General features: G+C 57.2%; 16 protein-coding genes. 12 read left to right on the forward strand and 4 right to left on the reverse strand.

Annotation, left to right across the window (positions count from 1 at the left end; all coding sequences use genetic code 11):
* The first annotated feature begins 12 nt into the window (after positions 1 to 12).
* The 9 genes from WG938_RS02620 to WG938_RS02660 all read left to right on the forward strand — a co-directional run bounded on the left by WG938_RS02620 (position 13) and on the right by WG938_RS02660 (position 10138).
* Entirely contained in the window at positions 13 to 2088 is a 2076-nt protein-coding gene (locus tag WG938_RS02620) for an acetyl/propionyl/methylcrotonyl-CoA carboxylase subunit alpha (RefSeq protein WP_339977248.1), read from the forward strand.
* Positions 2089 to 2149: 61 nt separating this feature from the next.
* Positions 2150 to 3310: an acyl-CoA dehydrogenase family protein gene (locus WG938_RS02625; RefSeq protein ID WP_339977251.1), complete on the forward strand. Its 1161-nt coding sequence runs from the start codon at positions 2150 to 2152 to the stop codon at positions 3308 to 3310.
* A gap of 2 nt (positions 3311 to 3312) precedes the next feature.
* The gene (locus WG938_RS02630) at positions 3313 to 3840 is read left to right on the forward strand and encodes a MaoC family dehydratase (RefSeq protein ID WP_339977253.1); all 528 of its coding nucleotides are present in this window, start codon (positions 3313 to 3315) and stop codon (positions 3838 to 3840) included.
* A gap of 63 nt (positions 3841 to 3903) precedes the next feature.
* A complete protein-coding gene (locus WG938_RS02635) occupies positions 3904 to 4785 on the forward strand; it encodes an HpcH/HpaI aldolase/citrate lyase family protein (RefSeq protein WP_339977254.1) in 882 nt (293 codons plus the stop codon).
* A gap of 72 nt (positions 4786 to 4857) precedes the next feature.
* Entirely contained in the window at positions 4858 to 6555 is a 1698-nt protein-coding gene (locus WG938_RS02640) for an AMP-binding protein (protein ID WP_339977256.1), read from the forward strand.
* 3 nt (positions 6556 to 6558) lie between these two features.
* Positions 6559 to 7317, forward strand: a complete 759-nt coding sequence (locus tag WG938_RS02645) for a CoA transferase subunit A (protein WP_339977258.1) — start codon at positions 6559 to 6561, stop codon at positions 7315 to 7317.
* Positions 7318 to 7365: 48 nt separating this feature from the next.
* Positions 7366 to 8007: a 3-oxoacid CoA-transferase subunit B gene (locus tag WG938_RS02650; protein ID WP_339978751.1), complete on the forward strand. Its 642-nt coding sequence runs from the start codon at positions 7366 to 7368 to the stop codon at positions 8005 to 8007.
* A 32-nt stretch (positions 8008 to 8039) separates the two neighbouring features.
* Positions 8040 to 9248 carry an acetyl-CoA C-acetyltransferase gene (locus WG938_RS02655; RefSeq protein WP_339977260.1) on the forward strand — a complete coding sequence of 403 codons (1209 nt, stop codon included), beginning with the start codon at positions 8040 to 8042 and terminating at the stop codon, positions 9246 to 9248.
* 50 nt (positions 9249 to 9298) lie between these two features.
* Positions 9299 to 10138, forward strand: coding sequence for an HpcH/HpaI aldolase/citrate lyase family protein (locus tag WG938_RS02660; RefSeq protein ID WP_339977262.1), 840 nt, complete (start codon positions 9299 to 9301; stop codon positions 10136 to 10138).
* 37 nt (positions 10139 to 10175) lie between these two features.
* On the opposite strand, the gene hypD is transcribed toward WG938_RS02660, so the two are convergent.
* Positions 10176 to 11330 (reverse strand): hydrogenase formation protein HypD, encoded by a 1155-nt coding sequence (gene hypD / locus WG938_RS02665; protein ID WP_339977264.1) that lies wholly within the window; start codon positions 11328 to 11330, stop codon positions 10176 to 10178.
* A 13-nt stretch (positions 11331 to 11343) separates the two neighbouring features.
* The gene (locus WG938_RS02670; RefSeq protein ID WP_339977266.1) at positions 11344 to 11610 is read right to left on the reverse strand and encodes a HypC/HybG/HupF family hydrogenase formation chaperone; all 267 of its coding nucleotides are present in this window, start codon (positions 11608 to 11610) and stop codon (positions 11344 to 11346) included.
* An 84-nt stretch (positions 11611 to 11694) separates the two neighbouring features.
* Between WG938_RS02670 and hypE the strand changes: the two genes are divergently transcribed.
* Complete coding sequence (hypE, locus tag WG938_RS02675; RefSeq protein WP_339977268.1) at positions 11695 to 12828, forward strand: hydrogenase expression/formation protein HypE; 1134 nt, start codon at positions 11695 to 11697, stop codon at positions 12826 to 12828.
* Here the strand turns inward: hypE and hypF are convergent.
* Together hypF and WG938_RS02685 are read right to left on the reverse strand one after the other, a co-directional pair.
* Entirely contained in the window at positions 12825 to 15236 is a 2412-nt protein-coding gene (gene hypF / locus WG938_RS02680; protein WP_339977270.1) for a carbamoyltransferase HypF, read from the reverse strand. The two genes, hypE and hypF, sit on opposite strands and share 4 nt — an antisense overlap.
* A gap of 24 nt (positions 15237 to 15260) precedes the next feature.
* Complete coding sequence (locus WG938_RS02685) at positions 15261 to 16475, reverse strand: benzoate/H(+) symporter BenE family transporter (protein WP_445228172.1); 1215 nt, start codon at positions 16473 to 16475, stop codon at positions 15261 to 15263.
* Positions 16476 to 16666: 191 nt separating this feature from the next.
* On the opposite strand from WG938_RS02685, the gene WG938_RS02690 reads away from it, so the two are divergent.
* Entirely contained in the window at positions 16667 to 17008 is a 342-nt protein-coding gene (locus tag WG938_RS02690) for a hydrogenase maturation nickel metallochaperone HypA (RefSeq protein ID WP_339977272.1), read from the forward strand.
* Between the two features lie 164 nt (positions 17009 to 17172).
* Positions 17173 to 17907: a hydrogenase nickel incorporation protein HypB gene (hypB, locus tag WG938_RS02695; protein ID WP_339977274.1), complete on the forward strand. Its 735-nt coding sequence runs from the start codon at positions 17173 to 17175 to the stop codon at positions 17905 to 17907.
* Positions 17908 to 17932: the final 25 nt, after the last annotated feature.

Genomic DNA, 17932 nt, shown 5'->3' on the forward strand with positions numbered 1-17932 from the left:
AGGAGAGAAGAAATGACCGCAAACGCAAACCCACAGATCAACACCGTGCTTGTCGCCAACCGAGGCGAAATCGCCTGCCGCGTGATTCGAACTCTGCGCGATCAAGGTGTCCGTAGCGTCGCAGTATATTCAGACGCAGATGCGGATGCTCCGCACGTACGTGCAGCAGACATTGCAGTTCATATTGGCCCATCGCCAGCGCGCGATTCGTACCTTGTTGCTGACAAGATTCTCGACGCAGCTCGTCGCTCCGGCGCCCAGGCAATTCACCCCGGCTATGGCTTCCTGTCCGAGAATGCAGGCTTCGCTCGCGCTTGTGAAGAAGCTGGCATCGTCTTCATGGGGCCACCAGCAAGCGCCATTGACACCATGGGCGACAAGATTTCCGCCCGTGCTGCAGTTGAAGCACGCGACGTACCAACCGTCCCTGGCTTGTCCCGCCCAGGCCTTACAGACCAGGACCTCATCGACGCAGCTCCTGGGATTGGATTCCCGGTTTTGATTAAGCCTTCCGCCGGTGGTGGCGGCAAGGGTATGCACCGCGTCGAAGATCCAAAAGATCTGCCAAGTGCTCTCGTGACGGCTCGTCGTGAAGCAGCTGGCGCATTCGGCGATGACTCTCTCTTCCTCGAGCACTTCGTCGATACCCCACGCCACATTGAGGTGCAGATTCTTGCTGACACCCACGGCAACGTGATCCACCTCGGCGAGCGTGAGTGCTCGCTGCAGCGTCGTCATCAGAAGGTTATTGAGGAAGCACCGTCTCCGCTTCTCGACGAAGCAACTCGCGCCCGCATTGGCGAAGCAGCATGCGACGCTGCTCGTTCGGTCGGCTACGTAGGTGCTGGCACCGTGGAGTTCATTGTTCCCGCAAAGGATCCAGACAAGTTCTACTTCATGGAGATGAATACTCGTCTCCAGGTGGAGCATCCAGTGACGGAAGAAGTGACTGGCCTGGACCTGGTAGAGCTTCAGCTGGCTATTGCCCGTGGCGAGAAGCTGCCGGTGACTCAAGATGAGGTCACTCTCACCGGTCACTCCATCGAAGCTCGTGTGTACGCAGAGGATCCGGCTGCTGGCTTCCTTCCAACGGGTGGTCGCGTAACTCGCGTGGTGGAGCCTTCCGGCCCAGGTATCCGAGTGGACTCGGGTATTGCTGATGGCTCTGAAATCACCTCGTTGTATGACCCGATGCTGATGAAGGTCATCTCGCACGGCGCGGATCGTGCGGAAGCCCTGCAGCGCCTTGATCGAGCACTCGCAAACACTGTCGTAGCTGGTGTCGGAGTCAACGTTGACTTCTGTCGCTACCTGATTTCGGTGCCAGACGTTGTGTCCGGCGATTTGGACACCGGCCTGTTGGACCGCGTTGCGGGAGACTTCACTGTCGACGATGTCCCAGATGAGGCATACATCGCAGCGACCATGGCATGGCTCGCCCGTCGTTGGCCAACCCGCCCAAGCTCGCCATGGCAGGTACCAGACGCATGGCGTTCTGGTCGTACTGCTGCACAGCGTCTGCGCCTAGCAGCCGCAGGCAACTCGGGGTCGGAGGACTCCGTCCTGATGAGCGTCACTGGTTCGCCAACCAACGCAGAAGTCGTTGTCGGTGATGTTGTCGCAGGTATCTCCGACACCGAAGCCGACGAGGCACCACAACCACGCACGTATCACACAGCAGTTCACCGCGATGGAGACTTGTGGCGCGTCGACTGCGATGGACTTGCCCGACACTGGTCCGTCGATGTTGTTGGAGACGACAGCCACGATGCGACAGCGGAACTCGACATCATCGTTTCCTCCGACGAAGGCACCTGGGTTCTTCGTCGCTGCCACGTCGTTGCTTCCGCAGCTGACGACGAAGCTGGCGATGGCGCCATCGTCTCGCCAATGCCAGGCGCTGTTATCGCACTGGTCGCTGAAGACGGAGCAACCGTCGAGGTAGGCGACCCAATCATCGCCGTCGAGGCCATGAAGATGGAGCACACCTTGAAGGCCGAAACCGCAGGCACCGTGGAATTCCACGTCGCCGCCGGTGATCAGGTCACTGCTGACCAAGCCTTGGCGACGATCCACCCCGCCGAGTAACAAACCACCTCACAAGCACAGTTTTCACCACACCACACATCGCGCACCAAGGAGTATTGACATGACTGACATCAACACCGCTGTATTGCCAGACGAGTACGTAGAGCTGCAGAAGGTCGTTCGCGACTTCGCTAACGAGGTCGTTGACCCAGTTTCTGCTGAGCACGACAAGAACCACACCTTCCCATACGAAGTTGTTGCCCAGATGGGCGAGATGGGCCTCTTCGGTCTGCCAATCTCGGAAGAGTATGGCGGCATGGGCGGCGACTACCTGTCTTTCGGTATCGCACTTGAAGAGTTGGCGAAGGTTGACCAGTCGGTCGCCATTACGCTTGAAGCTGGCGTTGGCCTCGGTGCAATGCCGATCTACCACTTCGGTAACGAAGAGCAGAAGGCACAGTGGCTGCCAGACCTCGCAGCAGGCAAGCGCTTGGCAGGATTCGGTCTGACCGAACCAGATGCTGGCTCCGACGCAGGTGCAACCCGTACTACCGCTCGCGAAGACGGAGACGAGTGGGTTATCGACGGCAACAAGCAGTTCATCACCAACTCCGGCACTGACATCACATCCCTGGTCACCGTCACTGCTGTGACTGGTGTTGCAGATAACGGCAAGAAAGAAATCTCGACTATCATCGTTCCCTCCGGAACTGAAGGCTTCACCGTTGAGCCTGCATACGACAAGGTCGGCTGGAACGCATCGGACACGCACCCACTGTCCTTTGACGGCGTGCGCGTACCAAAGGAAAACCTCCTGGGCGTCCGCGGTCGTGGCTTCGCCAACTTCCTGTCTATCCTCGCCGAAGGCCGCGTAGCAATCGCCGCACTGGCAACCGGTGCAGCCCAGGGCTGTGTCGACGAGTCGGTTCGCTACGCCAAGGAGCGCGTCTCCATGGGGCGCCCAATCGCCGAATACCAGGCGATCTCCTTCAAGATTGCTCGCATGGAAGCTCGTGCACACGCAGCTCGCGTCGCCTGGTACGACGCTGCTGCAAAGATGGCAGCGGGCAAGGACTTCCGTCGCGAGGCATACATCGCCAAGATGATCGCGTCCGAGGCAGCTATGGACAACTCCCGTGACGCAACTCAGATTCATGGTGGATACGGATTCATGAATGAGTACCGCGTCTCCCGCCACTACCGTGACTCCAAGATCCTGGAGATCGGCGAGGGCACCACCGAAGTTCAGCTCATGCTGATCGCTCGCGGACTGGGGCTGTAATCATGACAGACAACGTAGCTGGAAACGACGCAGCACAGAGCTCAGCTAAGGAAATTGTCCAGCGTGGACTGTGGTTCGAAGAGTACGAAGAGGGCGCTCGTTACCTGCACCGGCCAGGTCGCACGGTCACTGAAACTGACGACGTCACTTTCACCACTCTGACCATGAACACCCAGCCACTGCACTTGGATGCACATTGGTCCTCACAGCAGCCAGGTTTTGGTGGGCAGCGACTGGTCAACTCGATGTGGACTTTGTCCACGGTCGTTGGCCTCAGCGTATCGCAGCTGACCTTGGGCACGATCGTCGCAAATCTCGGTTTCACTGAAGTGGCTTTCCCAGCGCCGATGTTCCACGGAGACACTCTCTACGCAGAGACCGTGTGCACCTCGAAGCGACTGTCAAAGTCCCGTCCGAACCAGGGCATCGTCGAGCTCGAACACATTGGCCGCAATCAGGACGGCACGATCGTGTGCCGTGCAGTCCGCAAGACGCTCGTTCAGTGTGATCCAGCATTGGCTGAATCCTAGAAACCCACCACCGACACTTCGGTCTTCGTAGTCCACAGCTCTTCGTACACAAAGGCAAAGCACATGACTGACCCACAGAAGAACTCCACCGGCCACAACGGCGGATGGATTCCGGCAGGACCAGCCATTCTTTTCACTCCGGCTGACCGCTCCGACCGTTTCGCTAAAGCAGCGGAACGAGCAGACATGGTCATCTTGGACTTGGAAGACGGCTGCCGTCCTGAGAACCGAGCTTCAGCTCGTGCAGGGATTATCGACAACCCACTGGATCCGGAGCGCACCATCATCCGAATCAATCCAGCGGATTCTCCGGAGCATGCAGCAGACCTCGAGATGCTTGCTCAGACACAATATTCATTGGTCATGCTGCCAAAAGCAGAATCCTCGGCGGCAGTTGAAGCTCTAGCTGGGTACAAGGTCATTGCCCTCATCGAAACTCCACTCGGAGTCCTGCGTGCCGATGACATCGCAACTGCTTCCAACGTTGTCTCTCTGTTCTGGGGAGCAGAGGACCTCGTGGCAGGGCTTGGCGGAACGTCATCTCGCTTCCAAGACAATGAAGCAGTCGACAACACCATCATCCCGGGCACCTACCGCGATGTTGCACGCCACGCACGTGCTCGCACGCAACTCGCAGCAGCAGCCTTCGGTCACGCTGCGCTTGACTCCGTGCACGTAGACATCAAGGACGAAGCCGGACTTCGCTCCGAAGCCCTTGATGCCGCGGCACTCGGCTACGCCGCTACTGTCTGCATTCACCCAAGCCAGGTCGCCATCATTCGGGACGCCTACCGTCCGACGGATGAGCAAGCTGACTGGGCTCGCAGGCTCCTCGCGGAAGCAGAACACAACCAGGGCGCTTTCAGCTTCGAGGGACGCATGGTCGACGCGCCACTGTTCCGACAGGCAGAAGCTATCGCGCGCCGGGCTGCGGCAACGACGTAGTCGTCGTCACGCTCGCTGACACACAGCAATTCACAACCTCACTTCATATTTTTCATATTCCAGGAGAACACCATGTCTGAGCTCAAGACCCAAGCAACACCATTCGGCAAAGAAGTTATTTCCGAAGACGGCACCATCATGTCCCACGTTTTTGGTGCAGGCGTCGATCAGGGAGCTGTTCCACTTCGCAATGAAACGCTGGGCGCCAACCTGAAGTCCATCGTGGAGCGTTTCCCTAATCGCGACTGCATCATCGATGTTTACGCGGACGTTTCCTTCACCTACGAGCGCTTCTACAACCGTGTGCTCCGCCTCGCGACGACGTTCGCACGCGCCGGCTACAAAAAGGGTGACCGGATCGGCATTTGGTCGACGAACCGCTGGGAGTGGCTCGTCGTGCAGTACGCGTGCCACCACTTGGGTTTGATCCTGGTGAACATCAACCCGGCATACCGCCAGCATGAGCTGAACTACGTACTGGAGAAGGCAGGCGTTCGTTGCGTCTTTGCCGCGAAGCGCTTCAAGGATTCCGACTACCGCACCATGCTGTTGGAAGCATCGAAGCAGCGTGGCGTGAAGCTCGACAAGGTTGTGTACTTCGGTTCCGCTGACTGGTACGACATCATGCATGGCGACATCGACGATCTGTCGTCGTACACGGCTGATCTCGACGCAGATGATGCTGTTAATATCCAGTTCACCTCGGGCACCACCGGCTTCCCGAAGGGTGCGACGCTGTCGCACACGAACATTCTGAACAACGGCTACTTCATTGGTGAGCTGCTTGGCTACACCGAAGAAGACCGCGTGTGTATTCCAGTTCCGTTCTTCCACACCTTCGGCATGGTCATCGGTACCATTGCTACGTTCTCGCACGGTGGCGCAGTCATCATCCCAGCGCCATCGTTCAAGGCTCGTGAGACTCTGAAGGCTGTCCACTCCGCGAAGGCAACGTCTCTGTACGGTGTGCCGACCATGTTCATTAATGCTCTGGAAGAGGCGCATGACCATGAGGAGTACGGATCTCCATACGACTTCTCCACGCTGCGCACTGGTGTGATGGCGGGTACGTCGTGTCCTTCGAAGACCATGCGTGAAGTCATGGATCAGATGAACATGAAGGAAATCGCGATTTGCTACGGCATGACCGAAACCTCCCCGGTGAGCTTCCAGACCCGTAAGGACTCCCCACTGGAGAAGCGCGTCAATACCGTTGGACAGATCATGCCTCACCTTGAAGCTCGCATTATTTGTGAGGACACCGGCGAGACCTTGCCACGCGGTGACCAGGGCGAGATCGTTGTTCGCGGCTACTCCGTGATGCGTGAGTACTGGCACCACCCAGAGAAGACTGCTGAAGCAATTGATCCAGAAGGCTGGATGCACACCGGCGACCTCGGCGTCATTGATGAGGACGGTTACCTCGCAGTAACCGGTCGTATCAAGGACATGCTGATCCGTGGTGGCGAGAACATTTACCCACGTGAAATCGAAGAGTTCCTGTTCACACACCCAGACATCGTTGACGCGCAGGTCATTGGTGTTCCAGACGACAAGTACGGCGAAGAGATCATGGCTTGGATCATTCTTCACGACGACGTCGAGGATCTTACGCAGCAGCAGATCGCGGAGTTCGCCGACGGCAAGCTGTCTCGTCACAAGATTCCTCGCTATGTCCACGTCGTTAACGAGTTCCCAATGACGGCATCGGGCAAGGTCCGCAAGGTCGAAATGCGTGAAGAAGCGCCAAAGATTCTGGGGTGGGTGTAATTCATGAGCAAGACAACGGAATTGAGCGGTCGCGAGCTCGTCGCGTCGCTGGTGAAAGATGGCATGATCATCGCAGTCGGCGGCTTCGGACTCTGTGGTGTTCCATACACTCTGATTGAAGGAGTCCGTGACTCCGGTGCAAAGAACTTGACCATCGTCAGTAACAACATGGGCATTGATGCCACTGGCCTGGGCATCCTGCTGGACAATCATCAGGTATCCAAGGTTGTTGCCAGTTACGTTGGCGAGAACAAAGAGTTTGCCCGTCAGTACCTGGAAGGCGAGCTGGAAGTCGAGTTCACGCCACAGGGCACCTTGGCTGAGCGACTCCGCGCAGGTGGTGCAGGTATTCCTGCGTTTTACACCGCAACCGGTGTCGGCACGCTGGTAGCAGAAGGCAAGCCGCACGCTGAATTCGATGGCAAGACGTACGTTCAGGAACGCGGCATTGTCGCTGACCTTGGTTTGGTACATGCCTGGCGTGGCGATGTCGATGGCAACCTGATCTACCGTTCCACCGCACAGAACTTCAACCCATTGTGCGCAGCGGCTGGTCGAGTCACCGTCGCGGAAGTGGAAGAACTGCACGAGCGTGGTTCTTTCGCGCCAGATTCGATCATGACGCAGGGCGTGTTCGTTCACCACGTGGTGGAGGGAGACGGCCGAGAGAAGCTCATCGAACAGCGGACGACTCGTCCAGCACCGAAGTCGGCAGACGAGCCAGTTGATCTGGCAGCCGCAGCAACAGGAGAGGAAGTGTAAGTCATGCCTCAGTCAAAGAAAACGCAGGAAAAGCCCGCAGCAATGACCATGGGCTGGAGCCGTGATGACATGGCTGCAATGGCTGCCACCGAGTTGAAGGATGGCGATTACGTCAACCTCGGCATCGGCATTCCAACCAAGGTTGCTAACCACATTCCAGAGGGAGTGCGCGTTCTGCTACAGAGCGAAAACGGCATTCTCGGGATGGGGCCTTTCCCCATCGAAGGTGAAGAAGATGCTGACCTGATCAATGCAGGAAAGCAGACAGTCACCTTGGTCGAAGGCGCAGCAGTCTTTGACTCTGCGACCAGCTTCGCCATGATTCGCGGTGGCCACGTCAAGATGGCGGTCCTTGGTGCCATGCAGGTCAGCGAATGTGGTGACCTGGCCAACTGGATGATTCCCGGAAAAATGGTCAAAGGCATGGGCGGCGCAATGGATCTGGTTGCGGGAACCCCCCGTGTGGTGGTGCTCACAGACCATGTAGCCCGCGATGGCAAGGCAAAACTCGTAAAGTGCTGCGATCTGCCACTTACTGGTGCAAAAGTAGTGGACAGGATCATCACCAATTTGGGTAGCTTCGATGTAGTCGACGACCACTTGGTGCTGAAAAAGCTAGCTCCAGGTGTCACTTTGGCTGATATCGAAGCAAACACCGATGCTGCATACGTCGTAGAACTCGACGACTAAGCCTATTTATTTTCTAAAGGAGAAATCTCAACATGTCTGCAATTCCTTCACCAAACCCTAACGATGTCGTTATTCTTGCGGGTGCGCGAACCCCGCTCGGTAAGATGCTGGGCAGTCTTGCGTCGCAGAGCTCTGTAGATCTGGGCGCACACGCTGTGAAGCATGCTATTGAGCGCGCTGGTGTTAAGCCAGAAGATGTCGATCGCCTGATCATGGGACAGGTTGTACTTGCTGGAGCTGGACAGAACCCATCCCGCCAGACGGCTATCAAAGCTGGTCTGCCGTGGAATGTTCCATGCGAGATCGTCAACAAGGTGTGCCTGTCCGGTCTGACCGCGATCATTAACGCATCCCGCTTGATTCGCTTGGGTGAAGCAGATGTCATCGTTGCTGGTGGCCAGGAATCCATGACCAATGCACCACATGTTGCACGTGGCGTTCGTCAGGGCAAGGGCTTCGGCACCCTTGCTATGGAAGACACCCTGGAGCGCGACGGTCTCGTTGACTCCTTCGACGGTGTCTCCATGGGCACCCTCACCGATGGCCCAAATGCAGATCTTGGCATTACCCGCGAACAGCAGGATGAAGTCGCCGCTGGTTCCCACCAGCGTGCAGCAAAGGCGCAGGCTGAAGGCATCTTCGCTGAGGAGATTGTGCCAATCGAGATTCCACAGCGCAAGGGTGACCCAGTTGTTGTCGACTCTGACGAGGGCATTCGCCCAGACACTACCGTCGAAACGTTGTCGAAGCTGCGTGCAGTGTTCTTGAAGGAAAACGGCACCATCACTGCTGGTAACGCATCCCAGATCTCCGATGGTGCGGCAGCAGTTGTGCTGGCCCGTCGTAGCTGGGCAGAGGAGCGCGGCCTGGACTACCTCGCGGTTGTCGGTACTGCTGGCCAGACCGCAGGCCCAGACAATTCGCTGCACTCCCAGCCTTCCGACAGCTTGAAGGATGCCCTGAACAAGGCTGGCTGGACCCCAGGTGACCTGGACTTCATCGAGATCAACGAAGCATTCGCTGCAGTCGCAGTCCAGTCGCTGCGTGACCTCGACTACCCACTGGAAAAGTGCAACATTTACGGTGGCGCAATCGCACTTGGCCACCCAATCGGTTGCTCCGGTACTCGCTTGGCGTTCACCGCAGCGATGGAGCTGAACCGTCGTGGTTCCGGCCGCGCGGGAGTGTCCCTCTGTGGTGGCGGTGGCCAGGGTGACGCACTGCTGCTGTACCGCGACTAATTGCTGCTAGAGCCTCCAATGAAGCGGGGTCAGCAGGTAGCTTTGGGAGTATGAAATCCACTTTCCCTTGGTTGCCAGCTGGCCCCGCTTTGCTGTTCGCTCCTGCTGATCGTCCAGATCGATTTGAGAAAGCCCTTGAACGCGCCGATGGAGTCATCGTCGACCTCGAAGACGGCGCTGCTGTCGACGGACATGAGGAAGCTCGCCAGAATATTCTGGAGAATCCGCTGCCGCGTGAACGCACCATTTTGCGTATCACCGGTCCTGGCACCCCGACGTTCGCAGAGGACGTGAAGTTCGCACACCAGGCTCCTTACGACGTCGTCATGGTGCCTAAGATCCGGTCGGAAGTACCTGCGGAACTTGCTGGTTTGAAGATCATCGCGATGATCGAAACCCCTGAAGCCGTCATCAATATCAAGGAGATTGCGCAGCACCCTAGCGTCGTCGGCCTGTTCTGGGGCGCCGAGGATCTCGCTGCCGAGCTCGGCGGTACGACGTCGCGTCTAACCGAGAAAGAGAATCCGCTTCGCCCATATCGCGATCCACAGCGCCTCGCCCGCACTTTGATGATCATGCACGCAGCCGCTGCAGGGATTGCCACGATTGATGCTGTGCACGTTGATTTCCGTGACGACGAAGGCCAGTATCTTGAGGCCCTGGATGCAGCTGGCTGTGGTTTCGCTGCCACCGCATGTATCCACCCTGCCATGGTTCCCGCTGTACGCAGGGCATATATGCCAAGTGAGGAGGAGCTTGCTCGGGCAAAGGCGATCGTCGAACGTGCCAACGACGAAGTAGGTGCTTTCCAGCTGGACGGCGAGATGATTGATATGCCCGTCGTCAAGCAGGCGCGTATCACCGTGGCGCGCGCGGGGCAGTCGGTTTAAGGCGTAGGCCTAGAGGACAGCACCGTGAGCGGTGTACCTAAGCCTGCGCATTCGCGGCGAGGTTCTTTGTAACCTCGCGGTTGATGCGACCGAAATTGTAGTACGCAGCGCATGCACCCTCTGGGGACACCATGCACGTGCCAATCGGCGTTGCTGGGGTGCAGGCGGTGCCGAACACTCGACACTGCCACGGCTTGATTTGCCCGGTGAGGACAGAGCCACATTCACAGGAGACAGGGTCGGGGATTTGTTCGCCAGGAACGTGGAAGCGCTTCTCTGCGTCCCAATCGGCGAATTCTTCGGAGATGCCGAGACCAGACTGCTCGATCCAGCCGAGGCCCCGCCATTCGAAAGTGTCCCGCAGCGTGAACGTGCGACTCATGAGTTCCAGCGCGCGGACATTTCCTTCTCGACGAACTACACGTGAGTACTGATTTTCCACGGTAGCGTTCCCTGCTGCGACAGCACCAGAAATGAACTGGTCAAGCAACATCACGACTGATTGCAATACGTCCAATGGCTCGAAGCCCGTGACGACGCACGGCATGTTGAATTCGTCAACGAGGAAGTCGAAAGCCTTTGTGCCGACGGTCGTCGCCACATGTCCGGGCCCGATAAAACCATCAACCTTGGTTTCTCCACCATTGGCGATCGTGCGCAGTGGCGGCTCGATGGTGACGTGGTTGGAGAACACCGAGAAGTTCTTCACGTTGTCGCGCTTGGCGGCCATGAGAGTCACAGCCGTCGATGGGGCAGTGGTCTCGAATCCGACGGCAAAGAAAATGACATGCTTGTCCGGGTTTTCCTTGGCGATGCGCAAAGAATCGAGCGGGGAGTACACAAACCGCACGTCAGCGCCACGGGCACGCGCTTGCATGAGAGATTCTTTTGATCCGGGGACACGCATCATGTCACCGAACGTCGTAAAGATGACGTTGGGTTGGTTGGCAAGCCACAGCGCGTCGTCCACGCGGCCCATCGGAATGACACACACTGGGCAGCCAGGACCGTGTACGAGTTCGATGTTCTCTGGAAGCAGATTCTCGATGCCGTAGCGGTAAATCGTGTGGGTATGCCCACCGCAGACTTCCATGAGAGCAATCGGGGAATCGAGCTTCTTGGCATCTGCTTCGATTCGCCGAAGGAGTGCTTTCGCTGCCGCAGGATCGCGGTATTCGTCTACATATTTCATGAGGAAGAGCCTTCTAAATCTGCGATGACGTGAACGAATCCAATTCGTCCTCGTATGTTCCGCCGCCAAGTTGCTTGATTTGCTGCATTGTTTGCTGGGCTTCTTCTTCGTCAATCTTGCTCATTGCGAAGCCCACGTGAACCAGGACCCAATCGCCAATAGCGAGATCCTCGCCCATGAGGAGGTCGGTAGAAATCATGCGTTCAACGCCACCGATAGCGGCTTTCGCGCGACTGGCATCTTCCACATCGACGATGACCGCTGGAACACCAAGGCACATATGAAACTCTCCTTTAGACACCTAGAGGCTACCATGTGAACAGCAACCGATTAGTCACGGAAACTTACGAGAAAAGGCACGTTAATGCAGCCGAAGAATCGCTTGAACGAATGCGAAAACAAGGTCAATTCCAATATTGATAGGGTTCGTTCCCGTCCATTTCGGCTGACAGATGACTTTGTCACCCTCGCTCACGGTTCCGGCGGAAAGGCTTCAGCGGCGCTCGTTGAACAGGTCTTTTTCGATGCTTACGGGAACCCGGTACTCGCTCAGGGTGGCGACTCGGGAGTTGTCGGATTGGCCGAGATCGTCGCTGCTGCAGGCAACGACGATCCTGCGGAGGCGATGGCAGGTTCGGTGGCTTTTTCCACGGACTCCTATGTGGTCAATCCCATCGAATTTCCTGGTGGTGACATCGGTGAGCTGGCGGTGAACGGCACTGTGAACGATCTCGCGGTTGCCGGTGCCAACCCGAAGGTCATTTCCGCGGCGTTCGTTCTCGAAGAGGGCTTGGAGATTACAGTGCTGCGTCGCATCGTCGAATCGATGCGTCATGCTGCAGACAAGGCCGGTGTGACTATTGTCGCTGGCGATACCAAAGTGGTGCCGAAGGGTGCCTGCGACCGGATGTACATTACGACGGCTGGTGTCGGCTTCATCCCCGCGGGTAAGGAAGCATCGTACACAAACGTTGCTGTCGGCGACCGGATTATCGTTTCGGGTCCAATTGCGGATCACGGCATGGCCGTCATGATGGCCCGCGGTGATCTCGCGATGGTCGCGCCCATCAAGTCCGATACGCAGGCGGTGAATGGTCAGGTTGCCGCGCTCATGGCTGCTGCGCCGAACACCCGGTGGATGCGCGATGCCACTCGTGGTGGTGTCGCCACGGTGATGAACGAGCTCGCCCGTGGCACTGGTTTGGGCGTGGTGCTTGACGACGAAGCAATTGCCGTGCGTGAAATGACTCGCGGTGCCTGCGACATGTTGGGTATTGACCCGCTGTACGTCGCAAACGAAGGCACGTTCGTCGCAGTCGTTGCGGCCGACGAAGCCGAGACAGCATTGGCCGCATTGCGTGAGGCAGGTGCTCCAGAAGCATGTCTCATCGGGCGAATCGAAGAACAGCCGGCAGCATCAGTCGTGCTTGTCACCGGCTTTGGTGGAACACGCATGGTGGACATGTTGGTGGGCGATCCACTTCCGCGTATTTGCTAATCATCGGCTGCACGGCTTGCCCGGCCAACTGACAACCGTCCCGCCAGTGCTTGCCCCAGACTCAGTCCGCCGTCATTGGCGGGGACGCTACGATGTTCCAACAATCGATAGCCCGCAGCACTCACGCGTTCCCGGATTAGCGGGGTAAACACCCGGTTGAGCGCGCATCCACCCGTGAGTCCCACCACCTGAGTGTCTGATCGCTGTGCAATGTTGACCAACTGATCAGCGATGATTCGTGCGAGTCCGTCGTGAAAGAGGAAAGCACGCTCGGCGAGGGGACGTTGCTCGCATAGCTCGACGAAAAGTTCAGTGAGGGTGCGTGCCGACGACCGCCGCGTCCGCTCCGATCCAGTCACGCGGAGATAGGACGATGCGTAGCGTTCCAATTCCATGGCCGCCTGTGCCTCATACGAGGTGGCAAATGCTACGGAGGACGTGGTCTGTTCCGACGCCAAGATCAGCGCTGCCGCAGCATCGAAGACGCGACCACACGAACTGCTTTTCACCCACCCGACGCCGTTGTTCAGTTGGGAGGTAACGAGCGCGGTTTCGGCGCTAAACGAAGCGTTCATGTCACCAGAGACGTGCGAGCGAAGCGCAGCCATCATTGTGGATTCGACCTCCGGCAGCTGCCATGCATGCGCGATACCGGCAGCTAGTCGCCACGGATGCCGAACCGCTCGGTCGCCACCAACGATGTCGAATTCTGGAATATGCCAGGAGCGTTCCCACTGACCGCTTGGACGCACGGTGAGGATTTCACCGCCCCAGATGCTGCCGTCTGTTCCATAACCTGTGCCGTCGAGAGTTGCGATGACGGCAGTGTCGTCGTGAAGCGAATGCTCTGCGATAAGTGACAACGCATGCGCGTAGTGGTGCTGGACCTGGAGAAGAGTCGCATCGAAACGGTCGGCGAGACGATCTGCCAATGCGGTTGTCGAGTAATTCGGGTGGGAATCGCAGACGATAAGATCCGGGGTGACTCGGCGCATCTGCAGCATTTGCTCGACGGCAGCTAGGAAGGCATCGTGACTGGCCAACGATTCCATATCGCCAACGTGCGCAGAGACGTACGCCAAGTCTTCGTGAACCACTGTGAACGTATTTTTCAGCTCGCCACCGGTCGCGAGAATGGTGGGTACGGAGTTTCGCTGCGTCGGCAATACCATCGGCAGGGGCGCATACCCGCGGGATCTGCGTGATGGGTGCTCACCAATGAATACGGAGTCTTCAACCGGTACGTGAATCGGGCGGTCATGGAGGACGAAAGCATCGGCGATGTGGGCGAGTCGCGTCCGTGCCTGATCGTTGGTGAAACACAATGGCTCTGAGGTTAGGTTGCCTGATGTCGCCACCAGGGGTCTGTCCACTAGCAACGTGTGCAGTGGTGTGTAAGGCAACATGACACCGATGTCAGCTAGCCCCGGTGCCACCGATGCCGCGATCGTGGTTCCGATCTCGTTGTCAGCTGGTTCAGCAACTGAGCCGGGAGTTCCATTGGCGCGCATTGGGGCAATCACAATTGGATGTGCCGGAGACTCCAGTAGCTCTCGCTCGGCCTGAGATAGCTCACAAAGTGCAGTCGCCGTCGCCAGGTCCGGCACCATCACCGCGAACGGTTTTGCTGGGCGACGCTTGCGCTGTCTGAGCTTTGCGACGGCGTCTTCATTCGACGCATCACACAGCAAATGGAAACCGCCGAGGCCCTTGACCGCGAGAATGGCGCCGGAATCAAAGAGTTGCTGGGCAGCTCTTAAAACCTCTGCGACATGCGCAGGGGAGCGTCCCTTGGTGTTTGTGGGCGGTGCTGCGACACGACGATCGTCGTCAAGTTCTTCCAACCACAAGTGTGGACCGCAGTCTGGGCAGCTGATGGGCTGTGCATGATAGCGACGATCAGTCGGGTTGGTGTATTCCGCGTGGCATGCATCGCACATATCGAAGATTCGCATCGTGGTGGCTGGTCGGTCGTAGGGGAGATCCTCAATGATGGACAACCGCGGACCGCAATTTGTGCAGGTTGTAAACGGATAGTGATAGCGCCGGTTGGTTGGATCGGACATGTCTGCGAGACAGTCAGGGCAGGTGGCAACATCGGGGGGAATGAGTGTGCGCTCTCCTGCCAAGGACACTGATTCCACGATTCGAAAATCGGTGTCGGAATCGTATAGTGGCAGCTCGCGGTGCTCGATTGAGATGATCCGAGCTAGTGGAGGAAGAGTGTCCCTCAGTCGGATCATGAATGCAGAAATATCACTGGCCTGACCCTGTGCTTCGATGAAAACTCCGTGGTCGTCGTTACCGCAAAAGCCAGTAATAGGGAAAAGACGGGCAGTGGTGGCGACGTGCGGGCGGAATCCTACGCCCTGTACAACACCACGAATCCGGTAGCGACGACGAATCATACTTTCACTGTAGTTGGGGTGATTTTATGGTTGCTGATCCAGCAAATGAGCGATGGCCCAACCGATCACGATGCCCCAAAATGGAGCTGAGATGCCCAGTAGTGTCAGGTTGGACACGGTGATGAGGAAACACACCAGTGCGCCTGTTGAATATGAGCCCTTGAATCCAGCCAAGAAAGCATTCTTCAGTGGCGTCAGCATCGCGACACCCGCGAGCGCTGTAATAAATGCTTCCGGCATTGCCAACATGAATCCCACGAAGGCTGGCGCAAACAAGCCAACAGTTATGGCTCCAACCGCAGTCACCATCGCGGCTGCATAGTGCCGTCGGCGATCACCACTGGCAACAATCAGGGCATTCGTAGGGCCAGTGAGACACGTCGAAATATTGCCAATGAACGCCATCGGAAGAGACCACAGTCCACTGGCCGCAGCAGCAAGATTCACTTGTGGCTTGTGTCCTGCCGCGCTCAACACGGCGATACCTTGGCCGTTCTGCACGATCACAACTGTGATGGCCAGTGGAATAACAAGTTCAGCCATTGCGCCCATCGAGAACTCGGGAGCCGTAAAGACTGGTTGCGCGATGGTGCCGTCGTCAAGAGCTCCCGGAGTGAGTCGGTTCGCAACCACCGCGATCAGCGTGCCGACGATCGCCGCCACAGCTACCGGTGGTGCGATGGCGGAGATACGAGGCGACAGGCTAAGTGCGATGAAGACGATGATCATCGGCAAAGCAATGAGAGGATCCGCGGTTGCCGAGTCGATGAGTCCGAGACCGAATCTCAAGAAGATGCCGGCGACCATCGCCATGATGATGGGGGCGGGGAGCACTGCCATGAGCCTCCCGATCAAGCCAGTCCACCCCACCAGAAAGACGAGTATGCCAGTCGCGAGGTAGGCGCCGATGACCTCACCGAAGCTGAGATGTCGGAGTGCGTCGCCGACGATAACGGTGCCGGGGATAGTCCAGAAATACGCCTGCGGCGATCGATACAGGTACGTCAGCAGGAGAGTTAGAATGCCGTTGCCAAGAAACGCGCCGAAGATCCACGATGATGTTTGATTCGGGCTGAGCTGTCCCGCCGCAGCCGCAGCCAAAATAACGGCGATTGGTCCGGACGCAGAGAAGATAAGGGCGACAAGACCGTTGCCAATTTCTTGTGATCCTAAGTCGCGTTTTACCTCTTTCCACGTAGGGCGGGCAAGTGTGGGCTTCTCGACGGCGTTTAACAGCATGACAGCTATTGTGTCGCACATCACGTTAGAGAAATGGTAGTTGTGTTGAGTCGTACCAACGTGAGACGCGACAGCTAGAAATTGACGCGTTCGTACTGGTGAAGCATGGTATGCGGTGTTCGTGAAGTGAACGTGGGTGCCCCCAACGGACGCTAACCGGGTGATGCCTCGAAACTGCTACCGTCAAAGGTGTGCATGAAGTTGCTTTGAGTATGCAATTGGCGCAGGTCGTTACCAGGGCGGCAGGCCAGCGAACGGTAAAAGAAGTGCGAGTCAAAATTGGCGCGCTGCGGCAAGTGGTTCCAGAAACCCTTGCCTACGCATGGCAGTTCGTACCAAAAGCAGCAAATCTCACAGATGCAGAACTCGACATTGAGTGGGTACCCGCAGTTGTCGAATGCCCACAAGGTCATCGCACACAGTTAGGGCATGAACTCGGTTTCTCGTGCCCGACGTGCGCTGCCCCCGCCCGTCTCATTAGTGGCGAAGAGTTCACAGTCATAGACATCGAAGTAGAAGGAGAAGCGCAGTAATCATGGGACGTTTTCACAGGCATGACGACGGCACAGTGCACAGTCACGACCACGATCATGAAGGTCATCACCATCACCACCATGACCACGAACACTCACATGATCATGCACATGGGCACTCGCATGATCACTCCCCGCTGAACACCGACCTCAACTTCGATGCCATGGGTGAAAAACATGGAGATCACTCGGGCTATGAAACTGGGAATGAACGAATCGTCATTCTGGAAGACATCTTCACGGAAAATGACCGTCGTGCAGCAGAGAATCGAGCAGCCCTCGATGAGCACAACGTGCATTGCGTCAACTTGATGAGCGCGCCGGGTTCGGGAAAAACCTCAATTTTGCAGCGCACACTTGATGCTTGCAGAGGCTCCGTCCGAATTGGCATCGTCGAGGGAGATATTGAGACTGCCATCGATGCTGACCGGTTGGAGGGGTACGGTGCGCAGATTTCCCTGCTGAATACCGGAAATGGCTTTGGTGGAGAGTGTCACCTGGATGCGCCAATGGTGGCTCGCGCGATGAGTGGCCTGGATCTTGGCTCTCTGGATTTGGTGCTGATTGAAAACGTTGGCAACCTTGTGTGCCCTGCAGAGTTTGAAGTAGGGGAGCACCGTAAGGCCATGGTGTATGCGATTACTGAAGGTGAAGACAAACCACTGAAGTACCCAGTGATGTTCCGGTCGGTTGAGGCAGTAGTTGTCAACAAGATTGATCTTGCTCCGTATCTCGACTTCGATATGCAGTTGTTCCGTGACAACCTGGAGAAGGTGAATCCTGGCGTGGCAATTTTCGAAGTGTCTGCGAAGACGGGTGAAGGCATTGATGCGTGGATCGAGTGGCTGACCACGGACTTGACTAAGCAAGAGAATTCCGGAATTATCGGTGAGTTTTAGGTTCATTCTTAATTGCGTATAATCA

Source organism: Corynebacterium sp. H113 (genome assembly GCF_037572315.1).
Taxonomy (GTDB): Bacteria; Actinomycetota; Actinomycetes; order Mycobacteriales; family Mycobacteriaceae; genus Corynebacterium.

What these genes read in the sequence shown, in the direction of transcription:
- WG938_RS02620 (WP_339977248.1), top strand. Translation starts at nt 13, where the DNA reads ATGACCGCAAACGCAAACCCACAGATCAACACCGTGCTTGTCGCCAAC.
- WG938_RS02625 (WP_339977251.1), top strand. Translation starts at nt 2,150, where the DNA reads ATGACTGACATCAACACCGCTGTATTGCCAGACGAGTACGTAGAGCTG.
- WG938_RS02630 (WP_339977253.1), top strand. Translation starts at nt 3,313, where the DNA reads ATGACAGACAACGTAGCTGGAAACGACGCAGCACAGAGCTCAGCTAAG.
- WG938_RS02635 (WP_339977254.1), top strand. Translation starts at nt 3,904, where the DNA reads ATGACTGACCCACAGAAGAACTCCACCGGCCACAACGGCGGATGGATT.
- WG938_RS02640 (WP_339977256.1), top strand. Translation starts at nt 4,858, where the DNA reads ATGTCTGAGCTCAAGACCCAAGCAACACCATTCGGCAAAGAAGTTATT.
- WG938_RS02645 (WP_339977258.1), top strand. Translation starts at nt 6,559, where the DNA reads ATGAGCAAGACAACGGAATTGAGCGGTCGCGAGCTCGTCGCGTCGCTG.
- WG938_RS02650 (WP_339978751.1), top strand. Translation starts at nt 7,366, where the DNA reads ATGGGCTGGAGCCGTGATGACATGGCTGCAATGGCTGCCACCGAGTTG.
- WG938_RS02655 (WP_339977260.1), top strand. Translation starts at nt 8,040, where the DNA reads ATGTCTGCAATTCCTTCACCAAACCCTAACGATGTCGTTATTCTTGCG.
- WG938_RS02660 (WP_339977262.1), top strand. Translation starts at nt 9,299, where the DNA reads ATGAAATCCACTTTCCCTTGGTTGCCAGCTGGCCCCGCTTTGCTGTTC.
- hypD (WP_339977264.1), bottom strand. Translation starts at nt 11,330, where the DNA reads ATGAAATATGTAGACGAATACCGCGATCCTGCGGCAGCGAAAGCACTC.
- WG938_RS02670 (WP_339977266.1), bottom strand. Translation starts at nt 11,610, where the DNA reads ATGTGCCTTGGTGTTCCAGCGGTCATCGTCGATGTGGAAGATGCCAGT.
- hypE (WP_339977268.1), top strand. Translation starts at nt 11,695, where the DNA reads ATGCAGCCGAAGAATCGCTTGAACGAATGCGAAAACAAGGTCAATTCC.
- hypF (WP_339977270.1), bottom strand. Translation starts at nt 15,236, where the DNA reads ATGATTCGTCGTCGCTACCGGATTCGTGGTGTTGTACAGGGCGTAGGA.
- WG938_RS02685 (WP_445228172.1), bottom strand. Translation starts at nt 16,475, where the DNA reads ATGCTGTTAAACGCCGTCGAGAAGCCCACACTTGCCCGCCCTACGTGG.
- hypB (WP_339977274.1), top strand. Translation starts at nt 17,173, where the DNA reads ATGGGTGAAAAACATGGAGATCACTCGGGCTATGAAACTGGGAATGAA.